General features: G+C 35.7%; 14 protein-coding genes. 1 reads left to right on the plus strand and 13 read right to left on the minus strand.

Going from position 1 to position 12,357, the window contains the following annotated elements:
• Positions 1–6: 6 nt before the first annotated feature.
• From nuoK to aspS, 13 genes are all read right to left on the minus strand, one after another.
• Positions 7–327, minus strand: coding sequence for an NADH-quinone oxidoreductase subunit NuoK (gene nuoK, locus AC51AA_RS13990; RefSeq protein ID WP_026982591.1), 321 nt, complete (start codon positions 325–327; stop codon positions 7–9).
• Positions 327–866, minus strand: a complete 540-nt coding sequence (locus tag AC51AA_RS13995) for an NADH-quinone oxidoreductase subunit J family protein (protein ID WP_500702848.1) — start codon at positions 864–866, stop codon at positions 327–329. Before AC51AA_RS13995 ends, nuoK begins: the two co-directional genes overlap by 1 nt.
• Positions 867–1,412: a NuoI/complex I 23 kDa subunit family protein gene (locus AC51AA_RS14000; RefSeq protein ID WP_500702849.1), complete on the minus strand. Its 546-nt coding sequence runs from the start codon at positions 1,410–1,412 to the stop codon at positions 867–869.
• A gap of 143 nt (positions 1,413–1,555) precedes the next feature.
• A complete protein-coding gene (gene nuoH, locus AC51AA_RS14005; protein WP_500702850.1) occupies positions 1,556–2,608 on the minus strand; it encodes an NADH-quinone oxidoreductase subunit NuoH in 1,053 nt (350 codons plus the stop codon).
• A 2-nt stretch (positions 2,609–2,610) separates the two neighbouring features.
• On the minus strand, positions 2,611–3,642 hold the full coding sequence (locus AC51AA_RS14010; RefSeq protein ID WP_500702851.1) for an NADH-quinone oxidoreductase subunit G: 1,032 nt from the start codon (positions 3,640–3,642) through the stop codon (positions 2,611–2,613).
• A gap of 93 nt (positions 3,643–3,735) precedes the next feature.
• Complete coding sequence (gene nuoF / locus AC51AA_RS14015; RefSeq protein ID WP_500702852.1) at positions 3,736–5,106, minus strand: NADH-quinone oxidoreductase subunit NuoF; 1,371 nt, start codon at positions 5,104–5,106, stop codon at positions 3,736–3,738.
• A gap of 1 nt (position 5,107) precedes the next feature.
• Complete coding sequence (locus AC51AA_RS14020) at positions 5,108–5,638, minus strand: complex I 24 kDa subunit family protein (RefSeq protein WP_500702853.1); 531 nt, start codon at positions 5,636–5,638, stop codon at positions 5,108–5,110.
• A 42-nt stretch (positions 5,639–5,680) separates the two neighbouring features.
• The gene (locus tag AC51AA_RS14025) at positions 5,681–6,919 is read right to left on the minus strand and encodes an NADH-quinone oxidoreductase subunit D (protein WP_500702854.1); all 1,239 of its coding nucleotides are present in this window, start codon (positions 6,917–6,919) and stop codon (positions 5,681–5,683) included.
• A gap of 25 nt (positions 6,920–6,944) precedes the next feature.
• Positions 6,945–7,466: an NADH-quinone oxidoreductase subunit C gene (locus AC51AA_RS14030; protein WP_500702855.1), complete on the minus strand. Its 522-nt coding sequence runs from the start codon at positions 7,464–7,466 to the stop codon at positions 6,945–6,947.
• Position 7,467: 1 nt separating this feature from the next.
• Positions 7,468–8,016, minus strand: a complete 549-nt coding sequence (locus tag AC51AA_RS14035; protein WP_500702856.1) for an NADH-quinone oxidoreductase subunit B — start codon at positions 8,014–8,016, stop codon at positions 7,468–7,470.
• A 163-nt stretch (positions 8,017–8,179) separates the two neighbouring features.
• Positions 8,180–8,545, minus strand: a complete 366-nt coding sequence (locus AC51AA_RS14040) for an NADH-quinone oxidoreductase subunit A (protein WP_500702857.1) — start codon at positions 8,543–8,545, stop codon at positions 8,180–8,182.
• 244 nt (positions 8,546–8,789) lie between these two features.
• Positions 8,790–8,984, minus strand: coding sequence for a cold-shock protein (locus AC51AA_RS14045; RefSeq protein ID WP_007137066.1), 195 nt, complete (start codon positions 8,982–8,984; stop codon positions 8,790–8,792).
• Positions 8,985–9,347: 363 nt separating this feature from the next.
• Positions 9,348–11,099 carry an aspartate--tRNA ligase gene (gene aspS, locus AC51AA_RS14050; RefSeq protein WP_500702858.1) on the minus strand — a complete coding sequence of 584 codons (1,752 nt, stop codon included), beginning with the start codon at positions 11,097–11,099 and terminating at the stop codon, positions 9,348–9,350.
• Between the two features lie 140 nt (positions 11,100–11,239).
• Here aspS and AC51AA_RS14055 point away from each other — a divergent pair, with 140 nt between their 5' ends.
• Positions 11,240–12,232, plus strand: a complete 993-nt coding sequence (locus AC51AA_RS14055) for a TlpA family protein disulfide reductase (protein ID WP_500702859.1) — start codon at positions 11,240–11,242, stop codon at positions 12,230–12,232.
• Positions 12,233–12,357 lie beyond the last annotated feature (125 nt).

A 12,357-nucleotide genomic window follows, 5' to 3' on the forward strand; every position in this document is an offset into this window, starting at 1 on the left:
TTCCATTTATCCTTTTAAATTTTTTAAATTATCGATACTAATCGAGCCTAAATTTCTAAAGATCGAAACTAAAATAGCCAATCCTACTGCAACTTCCGCAGCTGCAACAGCCATCGAAAAGAATACAAAAACTTGTCCTTGTGCATCTTGATGATAAGTTGAAAAAGCAACAAATAAAAGGTTTACCGCGTTCAACATAATTTCGATAGACATGAAAACGATAATAGCATTTCGTCTGTACAATACACCAAAAACACCAATACAAAAAAGTACAACACTTAAGAAGATGTAATTTTCAATACCTATTTGATTTAATATATTACCCATTATTTATTTAATTTTTCTTTTTTAGACAATAGTACAGCTCCAATCATGGCAACTAAAAGTAATATAGAAGCAAATTCGAATGGAACCATATATTCGTTCAATAATATTTTACCCAAAACTTGTATCGATTGGAAGTCTTCTCCAGTGGTGTCGTATTCGCCAACAATTGGTTTGGAGTTGATGAAAATGGCAATCAATACCACACAAATCAAGCAAAAAGAGACAATAGCTCCCAAACGTGTTATTCTTGGACGGTGTACTTCCTTTTGTTCGTTTAGATTCATTAACATGATGGTAAACAGGAACAAAATCATAATGGCACCCGAGTATACAATAAGATGAACGATCGCTAAAAATTGAGCGTTCAATAATAAATAGTGACCAGCTATCGAAAAGAAACTAATAACCAAGTAAATGGCACTGTGAATAGGGTTTCTGCTATAGATAGTTAAGAAAGCGGTCATTACTGTAATAAACGCCAAGAAACAAAATATAATTTGTACAGTTGTTGCGTGTGCAAAATCAGGAATATGTATCATTTAGTTTGCGTTATTAAGTTGAGCATTTTTCATTGCCATATCTAAAGGCATCACTAATTTATCTTTTCCAAAAATAAAGTCTTCTCTTTCGTAACTAGAAGGAACTAAAACTTTTGAAGTTGTTAAATAAATGGCGTCTTTCGGGCAAGCCTCTTCGCATAAACCGCAAAAAATACAACGCAACATATTGATTTCATAAATCGATGCATATTTTTCTTCTCTGTATAAATGCTTCTCATCTGGTTTGCGTTCCTCAGCTTTCATCGTAATGGCTTCTGCAGGACAAGACAAAGCACATAGTCCACACGCGGTACAGTTTTCGCGACCTTGCTCGTCACGTTTTAACATATGTTGACCACGGTAAACAGGACTCATTTCACGTACTTGTTCAGGATAATGTATGGTTACCTTTTTACGGAATAAATGTTTAAGCGTAATAAACAATCCTTTCACAATCGCCACAAGATACAATCGTTCCCAAAAAGTCATCTCTTTGTTCGAGACCATCTTTTTTCTACCCGATAATGATATAGTTTCTATTGACATTTTTAATGTATGATTTGCGATTTACAATTTGATGGTAAAATCAAATCCAAAATCTATTTTATTTTTAATTTGAAGCTAATCCTGTTGCCTACTTCATCTTCGGTTTTGTTTAAAAAACAAAAGGCATTAGGTAATTAGGGTTCTTAGAATCCTAGAGCTGCTGCTATATCGTGTCTTAGAATAACAACCCCTGTAATCATAATGTTAATAATCGAAAGTGGAATTAAAATTTTCCAACCTAAGTTCATTAATTGGTCATATCTAAATCTTGGAATAGTCCAACGTACCCACATATAGAAAAATATGAAGAAACATATTTTTACGAATAAAACACCCATTCCTAAAATATTAGCTGTATTCACGCCAACATTTTCAACCATCCAGCTCATTCCAGGGTAGTTGTATCCACCAAAGAACAATACAGAGATAATCGTAGCAGAAATGAACATACTAGCGTATTCTGCAAATAAATAGAATCCCATTTTCATGGATGAATATTCGGTATGATAACCTCCAATTAATTCATTTTCACATTCAGCCAAATCAAAAGGAGTTCTGTTGGTTTCAGCAAACGAACAAATTAAGAAAATCAAGAAAGATAATGGCTGGTAAAATACATTCCAGTTCATTCCCGATTGTTGTAGCGAGATTTCTTTTAAGCTTAAAGTTCCAGTCATCATCAATAAAGCAATAACGGATAATCCCATAGCAACTTCATACGAAACCATTTGAGATGCTGCACGAACAGCTCCCATTAATGAGAATTTATTGTTAGAAGCCCATCCACCGATCATGATTCCGTAAACGCCTATTGAAAGTACTCCGAAAATGTATAATATACCGATATTCACATCGGTTGCTTGTAAAAGAACGTCGCGACCAAAAAGATGTAATCTGTCTCCCCAAGGAATTACAGCACTTGTCATTAAAGCGGTACTCATTGAAATGGCTGGACCTACAATAAATAAGAATTTATTAGGCGTATTTGGGAAAAATTCTTCTTTAGAAAACAATTTCATTCCATCTGCAAGAGGTTGTAATAATCCTCCCCAACCTGCACGGTTTGGTCCAACACGATCCTGAAGAAAAGCCGCAACTTTACGTTCAGCCCAAGTAGAATACATGGCCATGATCATCGTTACAGCAAAAACCACAACAATTACAACGCTTTTTTCTATAATAAAGGTACTATCCATTTTTAAGAATTTTTGTCGTTAGTGTTTAATGGAATTTCAGCCATACTAATTTTTTTACGGTCTATATCTCTACCTAAAAGAATATTTTTTTCTGTAGCGATTTCTACTTTCTGTAATTCTTGAGTGTAGTTGTTTTGGTTGATAACAGAATCTTTTTCAAATTCTCTTGGCCCTTCGATAGTCCAGTCCTCAACATTTTTGTGATCAAAACGACAACCATTACAAATGAATTCTTCCACTTCATGGTAAATATCTTTACGACCTGTTACACGTTGAATTTCGCCACCAAACATCCAAACAGTTGTTTTTCCACAACATCCTGGAGTGGTACATTCCCTGTGTGCATTGTAAGGTTTGTTAAACCAAACTCTCGATTTGAATCGGAAAGTTTTGTCAGTTAAAGCACCTACTGGGCAAACGTCGATCATGTTTCCAGAGAACTCATTATCGATTGCTTTTGAAATACAAGTTGAAATATTAGCGTGATCACCACGATCTAATACTCCGTGAACTCTGTTGTCTGTTAATTGATCTGCAACTTGTACACATCTTTGGCATAAAATACAACGGTTCATATGTAGTTGAATATTCGGACCAATATCTTCCGGTTCGAATGTTCTTTTTTCTTCAATAAAACGTGATTTAGGATTTCCGTGTTCGAAACTTAAATTCTGTAAATCACATTCTCCAGCTTGATCACAAATAGGGCAATCTAAAGGGTGGTTGATTAATAAAAATTCTGTTACAGATTTACGAGCTTCTGTCACACGATCAGAAGATTTACTGTTTACTTCCATTCCGTCCATACATCCTGTTACGCAAGATGCCATTAATTTTGGCATTGGTCTTGGGTCAGCTTCACTTCCTTTTGCAACTTCAACTAAACAACAACGGCATTTTCCTCCGCTACCTTTTAATTTTGAGTAATAGCACATGGCTGGTGGAACCAAATCTCCACCAATCATACGTGCAGCCTGCAGGATCGTTGTTCCTGGCTCTACGTCTATACTTTGACCGTCTATGGTTACTTTCATCTCTTATTGATTTGAATGTTGAAAGTCGGAATATTTAAAAGAATTGCTGTCCTTCTTCATATTGTTAACTTTATAACTTTCTGCTTTATTTTTTTATACGATTACTTTACCGCCTACTAAATGTTTTACTTGAGAAAACGGTTCAGTTACAAAGTGTTCTCTGTTTTTAATCTTTTCAGGGAAACGAACGTGATATTCAAATTCATCTCTAAAATGACGGATCGCTGCTGCTACTGGCCAAGAAGCTGCGTCGCCAAGAGGACAAATCGTGTTTCCTTCAATTTTACTTTGGATGCTCCACAATAATTCGATATCCTCTTCACGGCCTTGACCGTTTTCGATTCTCCACAATATTTTTTCCAACCATCCAGTACCTTCACGACAAGGTGTACATTGTCCACAAGATTCATGGTGATAAAAACGAGCAAAATTCCAAGTATTTCTTACGATACAGGCAGTGTCATTGTAAACGATAAATCCTCCAGAACCTAACATAGATCCAGTAGCAAAACCACCATCACTTAAAGATTCGTAAGTCATTAATCGATCTTCGCCATTTGCTGTTTTAAAAATTAAGTCAGCTGGTAAAATAGGCACTGAAGATCCTCCAGGTACAAAGGCTTTTAAAGGTCTGCTAGAAGACATTCCTCCTAAGTATTCATCAGAATTCATAAATTCATCCACACTTAATCCTAATTCAATTTCGTAAACTCCTGGGTTTTTAACGTGTCCAGAGGCTGAGATTAATTTAGTTCCAGTAGAACGACCTACACCAATTTTAGCGTAGTCATCACCAGAGTTGTTGATGATCCATGGCACAGTAGCGATAGTTTCTACGTTGTTTACTACGGTTGGATTAGCCCAAAGTCCAGAAACAGCAGGGAATGGCGGTTTGATACGCGGGTTTCCTCTTTTTCCTTCCAATGATTCTATAAGTGCAGTTTCTTCTCCGCAAATGTAGGCACCAGCTCCACAGTGAACATATAGTTCTAAATCGAAACCTGATCCTAATATATTTTTTCCTAACCAACCGGCAGCTTTAGCTTCGGCGATGGCTCTTTCTAATATTTTGTAAACCCACATATACTCTCCACGAATGTAGATATAGGAAAGGTTAGCACCTAAGGCAAAACTTGAAGTAATCATGCCCTCGATCAATAAGTGAGGCATGTATTCCATCAAATAACGGTCTTTAAAAGTACCTGGCTCTGATTCGTCTGCATTACAAACTAAATGTCTTGGTTTTCCTGATTTTTTATCAATAAAACTCCATTTCATTCCCGCAGGGAATCCTGCACCACCACGACCACGAAGGCCTGATTTTTTTACTTCTTCAACAACTTCGTCTGGTGTAAGCGTTTTTAATGCTTTTTCTACAGAAGCATAACCGCCATTTTGACGATATACTTCGTAAGTTTTAATACCAGGGATATTGATTTTATCTAATAATATTTTTTGTGACATATTATTTATCGTGTAATATTATTTTATCATCTCTACAATCAGCAATTAACTGGTCGATTTTGTCTTCGGTCAATTTCTCTTTGTAGAAATCACCTAACTGCATCATTGGAGCGTAGCCGCAAGCGCCTAAGCATTCTACTCCAGCTATGGTGAACAGACCGTCAGAAGTAGTTTCACCCATTTTGATGCCTAATTTCTCAGCGGTGTAATCCATTAAATTCTCAGCACCATTTAAACAACAACAAGAAGTTTGACAGAATTCAAACATGTATTTACCAATTGGTTTTTGGTTGTACATGGTGTAAAAAGTAACCACTTCGTAAACCTCAATTGGTTTTATATGTAAAATTTCAGCAACTTTATCCTGTAACTCGATACTCAACCAGTTGTTGTGCGCATCTTGCACTTCGTGCAATACAGGTAGCAAAGCCGATTTTCTTTTGTCTTCAGGATAATGACTGATCAGTTCATTGATGCGGTTCATCAATGTTTCAGTCATGTTTATTTCTTGTTTGTAATGTTTTCTTTCCATTTTATTCTTTTTTTGCCTCAAAGGCGCAAAGTCATCAATTTTTTACGCGTCTAATTCTCCAGCAATAACATTTAAACTTGATAAAATAACAATTGCATCAGATAGTAAGGCACCTTTGATCATTTGTGGATATGCTTGGTAATAAATAAAGCAAGGTCTTCTAAAGTGTAGTCTATAAGGAGTTCTACTTCCGTCAGTCACTAAGTAAAATCCTAGTTCTCCATTTCCTCCTTCAACTGCGTGGTAGATTTCTGCTACTGGTACAGGAACTTCTCCCATTACAATTTTAAAGTGGTAAATTAAAGACTCCATAGAAGTATAAACGTCTTCTTTTGGAGGAAGGTAGTAATCAGGAACTTCTGCATGATATTCATTTCCAGCAGGCATTTTTGCTAATGCTTGACGAATGATACTTAAACTCTCCCAAACCTCTGCATTACGAACGCAAAAACGATCGTATGTATCACCTGATTTTCCAACAGGAACGATAAAATCGAAATCTTCATATGAGGAATAAGGTTGTGCTACACGAACGTCATAATCAACTCCAGCAGCACGTAAATTTGGACCTGTAAATCCGTAAGCCATGGCTTGCTCTGCTGAGATCGCACCTACGTCAACGGTTCTGTCAAGGAAAATTCTATTTCTTTCGAATAAGTTTTCGAATTCTTTCCAAGCAGCTGGAAATTCTTCAAGGAAAGTGTCTAGTTTTGCAAAAGCAGCTGGTGTCCAGTCTCTTTCAAAACCACCAATTCTTCCCATATTTGTAGTCAAACGAGCACCACAAATTTCTTCGTAGATCTCGTATATTTTTTCTCTAAATTGAAAAACGTATAAGAAACCAGTATAGGCTCCGGTATCAACTCCTAAAATCGAGTTACAGATTAAGTGGTCTGTAATACGAGCCAATTCCATTACAATTACTCTTAAATATTGAGCACGCTTAGGTACTTCTACATTTAATAATTTTTCTAAAGTCATCCACCATCCCATATTGTTAATAGGAGAGGAGCAATAGTTCATACGGTCCGTAAGAGGTGTAATTTGATAAAAAGGACGATTTTCAGCAATTTTTTCGAAAGCCCTGTGGATATAACCAATAGTTGGTTCAGCCTCAAGAATTCTTTCTCCATCCATCAACAAGATATTTTGAAAAATACCGTGAGTAGCTGGGTGTGTAGGACCTAAATTCAGTACTGAAAGTTCACTTCCGTCTTCGTTTAGTCTTTCCTTAATTATTTTAGCATAGCGATGCTCTGGTGGTAATAATAGTTCTGACATTTTATAATGTTGAATTATTTATTTTTTAGCAATTTGTTGTTGTTCTTCCAAAGAATCTGTCGTCTTTATCTGTTCTTCCGCTGTCTTCCATTGGGAATTCTTTACGCATCGGAAACGATATCATCTCGTCCATATTCAAAATACGTTTCAACTGTGGGTGACCAATAAAGTTAACACCGAAGAAATCGTAAGTTTCTCTTTCCATCCAATTGGAACTTAAGAAAATGTTTGAAATGGTTTTGATCTCTGGTTTTTCACCATTTAAGAAAACTTTGATTTTAATACGTTTGTTTTCGTACCAGTTGTGTAAGTGATACACAATCGCAAATTGGCGATCTACTTCATTGTCTGGGTAATGAATTCCACACAAATCGGTTAAGAAATGAAAACGTAAATCGGCATCGTTTTTTAAAAATAGAATCAAGGCTGTGATTTTGTCAGCGCTAGTTTCTAGTGAAAAAATATCTCTTTCTTGTTGAAAGTTAAAAACACTTGTATCAAATGTTTCTGTAAGTTTATCTTGAATCAGGGTATTTTCTAAGGCCATCTTATGAGATATTATATGAAGCTAATAATTCTTGGTATTCTGGGGAACTTCTGCGTCTCACAGATTCGCTTTTTACCAATTCTTGAAGTTTCATTACGCCGTCGACAATTTGCTCTGGTCTTGGTGGGCATCCTGGTACATAAACGTCAACTGGGATCACTTTGTCAATTCCTTGTAAAACGGAATAAGTGTCAAAAATTCCACCAGATGAAGCACAAGCTCCAACGGCGATTACCCATCTAGGCTCAGACATTTGTTCGTAAACTTGTCTTAAAATAGGGGCCATTTTTTTAGAAATAGTTCCCATTACTAACAGCATGTCTGCCTGACGAGGAGAAAAACTCACACGTTCAGAACCAAATCGCGCTAAATCGTAATGTGAAGCCATTGTTGCCATAAATTCGATTCCGCAGCAAGAAGTTGCAAACGGTAATGGCCAAAGAGAATTCGCGCGTGCCAAACCTACAACGTCATTTAGTTTTGTTGCGAAGAAACCCTCACCAACAACACCTTCAGGAGGGGCTACCATATTTACTTTTGAATCGCTCATTTTTATTTGAGATTTGAGATTTGATTTTTAGATTCTGTGAACCTTGAAAACCGAAATCAATATTTTAAAAAACCAGTATTATATTTTGAGAAATTTTAGGTTCAAATCTAAAGTTATAAATAAAATCTATTTAAAGTTTACAGTTTGAAATCTAAATATTGCGTTATTCCCACTCTAAAGCTTTTTTCTTGATGATATAGAAAAATCCAACCAAAAGAAGGGACATAAACACAATCATCTTTAGCATTCCTTCTATTCCCAATTCTTTGAAATTTACTGCCCAAGGATAAAGGAAAATTACCTCTACGTCAAACAATACAAAGAGAATCGCTACTAAGAAATATTTTACTGAAAACGGAATACGAGCATTTCCAACAGATTCGATACCACACTCGAAGTTCTTATCTTTTACTTCAGAGTTTCTTTTTGGACCTAATTTTCCAGAAATAATGATTGTTCCTACCACAAAACCAATTGCTAAAATTGCTTGCATTAAAATAGGAATGTAATTGTATTGATCAGATTGCATAATCTTAGGGTTTTTACTTAAAAGAATAAGCCACAAAGATAACTTTCAACTCTGTAAATCACAAGCTAAAAAATGATTTAAGTGGTTTATGAAAGAGGGTTTGTATCTAATTTTTATTGATTATAAATAAGAGTAGATTATTTTAATATTTTTTTAAGAAAAGGGCAAAAAAAAACGTTTCGAAATAAATCGAAACGTTTTTAAAACCATTCAGAGGCAAAAAAAATAAATTGCTATATTTTTCTTAGATTACTGCTACTTTAGCAGCAACTTTCCCTTTTCTTCCTTCTTCTTCTTCGTAGCTTACACGGTCACCTTCGCGTAATTCTTCCGCGTTAATTCCTGAAGCGTGAACGAAGATATCTTTTCCTGTTTCTTCGTCTGTAATGAATCCATAACCTTTAGATTCATTGAAAAATTTTACTGTACCTGTACGCATTGTAATTGTAATAATAATTTATAATGAAGCAAATGTAATATATAAATTCATACAAAAGACATTACGCTGTTAATTTTTTGTAAAATTTATTGATTCACAGTGTTTTCGCTATTTATATTGCATCAGATACGAGATGTAAGTCCTGAAATGAAGAATCATCAAAGATTCATATAAAAAGTTAAAAACGTAGCTTATCTTTTACAAAGTTTTTTGAATTACAGCAAGCAGTATTTTAATTATCTTGGTTTTTGTGGAAAATTATGTCGGTTTTGAATCTTATCGTTTCGAGTTGTTTTGGGTTGTAATAAAAAAAAACTGCAGCTAATTTTTTAGCTGCAGTTTTTTGTAAAGTTGGGTGAGAACTTATAGGGTATCAATTTTGATATGTAATTCTTTTAATTGTAAATCATCGATTGCAGCAGGTGCATCAATCATCACATCGCGACCTGAATTGTTTTTTGGGAATGCGATGAAATCTCTAATGGTTTCTTGTCCACCTAAAATGGCTACCAATCTGTCTAGACCAAAAGCTAATCCTCCGTGTGGTGGTGCACCAAATTGGAAGGCATCCATCAAAAAGCCGAATTGTGCTTTAGCTTCCTCTTCAGTAAAGCCTAAATATTTAAACATTAATTGTTGAGTTGCTTTGTCGTGAATACGAATAGAACCTCCTCCAATTTCATTTCCGTTTAGTACCATATCATAAGCATTAGCACGAACTTTTCCTGGCTCGGTTTCTAATAATTGCATGTCTTCTGGTTTAGGAGAGGTAAATGGATGATGCATAGCGTGATAACGTCCAGTTTCTTCGTCTAATTCCAATAGCGGGAAATCAATTACCCAAAGTGGGGCGAATTCTTCTGGTTTACGAAGACCTAAACGTGTTGCCAATTCCATACGTAGGGCGCTTAGTTGAGTACGTGTCTTGTTGGCTGGGCCAGAAAGAACGAAAATCATATCGCCTGGTTTTGCTCCCGTCGCTTTTGCCCAATTGGTTAAATCATCTTGATCGTAGAATTTATCTACGGATGATTTAAAAGTTCCGTCTTCATTACATTTAGCATACACCATTCCAGAGGCGCCAACTTGTGGGCGTTTTACCCAGTCAATTAACCCGTCAATTTCTTTACGTGTATAATTTCCGGCTCCAGGAACTGCGATCCCCACTACTAATTCAGCAGCATTGAATACTGGGAATTCTTTGTGTTGTGCAAATTCGTTTAATTCTCCAAATTCCATTCCGAAACGAATGTCCGGTTTGTCATTTCCATATGTTTTCATTGCATAGTCGTAGGTAATTCTAGGGAATTTAGCTACTTCAACACCTTTTATTTCTTTTAGTAAATGTCTGGTCAATCCTTCAAATACATTCAAAATGTCTTCTTGTTCAACAAAGGCCATTTCGCAATCGATTTGTGTGAACTCAGGTTGACGGTCTGCACGTAAATCTTCGTCACGGAAACATTTTACAATTTGGAAGTATTTATCCATTCCACCGACCATCAATAATTGTTTGAAAGTTTGTGGGGATTGTGGTAAAGCATAAAATTGTCCTTCGTTCATGCGACTTGGGACAACGAAATCTCTCGCTCCTTCAGGAGTCGATTTGATTAAATAAGGAGTTTCTACTTCACAGAAGTCTAAATCAGATAAATATTTACGTACTTCCATTGCCACTTTGTGACGGAAAAGCAAACTATTCTTTACTGGATTACGACGAATGTCAAGGTAACGGTATTTCATACGAATATCTTCCCCACCGTCAGTTTCATCCTCAATTGTAAAAGGAGGTGTTAAAGCTGCGTTTAGGATAGTTAATTCGGTAACTAAAATTTCGATTTCACCCGTTGGAATGTTTTTATTTTTGGCTTCACGCTCAATAACAGTTCCTTTCACTTGAATTACAAATTCTCTACCAAGAGTTTTTGCTGCTTCAAAAACGGTTTTATTACTACGACTCTCGTCGAAAATAAGTTGAGTAATTCCATAACGGTCGCGTAAATCAACCCAATTCATAAATCCCTTATCACGCGATTTCTGAACCCAGCCCGCTAGTGTAACTTCTGTATTAATGTGTGAGGCGTTTAATTCGCCACAATTATGACTTCTATACATGATCCAAATTTTAGATTGCAAAAGTAAACACAAAAATTAAATATCTTCAGTTTTCTAATGCTTAATGCTACCATTGTTGCTTATTTTTTTATTTCGGTTTATATAAATGATTATTTTTACGTAAACTAACAAATTGTACTATGAGAAAAATGACTTTTTTGCTTTTGTTTTCTGTGGGCATAACTTTTGCACAGAACAGCACAGGTAAAATAAAATTTAAAGCTAAAATCGCTAATAGAAACAGTGATACGTTAATGATTGTAGGGCCAAATAAATTTAAGCAGGTGATCCCTATTGATAAAAAGGAATTGTTTGTGGCGACCTTTGATGCGCCTAAAGGATTCTATAAATTCACGGACGGTAAGGAAGGATCGGATATTTACTTAAAACCGGGTGCAGACATTAATTTAACGATGGATGCTAAAGAGTTTGATGAAACCATCGTGTATAAAGGTAAGGGGACTAATGAAAGTAACTTCTTGGCTGAAATGTCCCTGAATTCTGAAAAATTTCAAGAGGTGGCTTTTACAAAAGAGCCTACAGAGTTTGCAAGTCTTTTGGAAACAAGAATGAAAATGGATTTAGCGAAACTTGAAAAAGGGGATTTTGACCCAGAGTTTAAAGTAGCCATACAGAAAGGACTTGAAAAGTCTAATGCCTATGCATTAGCAGCATATGAAAAAGTAGCTAAAACGAAGAAGCTGAACGGAAAGGCTTCTCCTGTTTTTGATTACGTAAATCATAAAGGAGGAAAAACCAAGTTAGCGGACTTAAAAGGAAAGTATATCTATGTTGATCTATGGGCTACTTGGTGTGGTCCTTGTAGAGGAGAAATTCCTTTTTTGCAAAAAACGGAAGAGAAATACCATGGAAAAAATATTGAGTTTGTGAGTATTTCTATTGATCAGGCTAAGGACTATGAGAAATGGAAAAAATTTGTAAGCGATAAAAGTTTGGGTGGGACACAATTGTTTGCCGATAAAGATTGGGAATCAGATTTTGTAAAAGAGTATGGGGTAACTGGAATTCCTAGGTTTATCTTAATTGACCCAATGGGAAATATTGCCAATGCCGACGCTCCTAGACCTTCCTCACCTGAGCTTACTGTACTCTTGGATTCGGTATTACAATAATTGTAGTAGTACTGCTAATGATATAGTATTTTAGATATTATAAAGAAATGCCAGTAAAACCAATGCTTAGGCATTGGTTTTTTTATAGTGGCCTGATTTCCAATGTTAAGTTTTTATCCAATGTT

The sequence above is a fragment of the Flavobacterium sp. OHVDL-2026-0007 genome (assembly GCF_059882335.1).

Excerpts from the sequence above, each read along its gene's own strand:
- aspS (WP_500702858.1), bottom strand. The coding sequence starts at position 11,099 with ATGTATAGAAGTCATAATTGTGGCGAATTAAACGCCTCACACATTAAT.
- AC51AA_RS14040 (WP_500702857.1), bottom strand. The coding sequence starts at position 8,545 with ATGCAATCTGATCAATACAATTACATTCCTATTTTAATGCAAGCAATT.
- AC51AA_RS14010 (WP_500702851.1), bottom strand. The coding sequence starts at position 3,642 with ATGAAAGTAACCATAGACGGTCAAAGTATAGACGTAGAGCCAGGAACA.
- AC51AA_RS14020 (WP_500702853.1), bottom strand. The coding sequence starts at position 5,638 with ATGGAAAGAAAACATTACAAACAAGAAATAAACATGACTGAAACATTG.
- nuoK (WP_026982591.1), bottom strand. The coding sequence starts at position 327 with ATGGGTAATATATTAAATCAAATAGGTATTGAAAATTACATCTTCTTA.
- AC51AA_RS14000 (WP_500702849.1), bottom strand. The coding sequence starts at position 1,412 with ATGTCAATAGAAACTATATCATTATCGGGTAGAAAAAAGATGGTCTCG.
- nuoF (WP_500702852.1), bottom strand. The coding sequence starts at position 5,106 with ATGTCACAAAAAATATTATTAGATAAAATCAATATCCCTGGTATTAAA.
- AC51AA_RS14030 (WP_500702855.1), bottom strand. The coding sequence starts at position 7,466 with ATGGCCTTAGAAAATACCCTGATTCAAGATAAACTTACAGAAACATTT.
- AC51AA_RS13995 (WP_500702848.1), bottom strand. The coding sequence starts at position 866 with ATGATACATATTCCTGATTTTGCACACGCAACAACTGTACAAATTATA.
- AC51AA_RS14025 (WP_500702854.1), bottom strand. The coding sequence starts at position 6,919 with ATGTCAGAACTATTATTACCACCAGAGCATCGCTATGCTAAAATAATT.
- AC51AA_RS14055 (WP_500702859.1), top strand. The coding sequence starts at position 11,240 with ATGAGAAAAATGACTTTTTTGCTTTTGTTTTCTGTGGGCATAACTTTT.
- nuoH (WP_500702850.1), bottom strand. The coding sequence starts at position 2,608 with ATGGATAGTACCTTTATTATAGAAAAAAGCGTTGTAATTGTTGTGGTT.
- AC51AA_RS14035 (WP_500702856.1), bottom strand. The coding sequence starts at position 8,016 with ATGAGCGATTCAAAAGTAAATATGGTAGCCCCTCCTGAAGGTGTTGTT.
- AC51AA_RS14045 (WP_007137066.1), bottom strand. The coding sequence starts at position 8,984 with ATGCGTACAGGTACAGTAAAATTTTTCAATGAATCTAAAGGTTATGGA.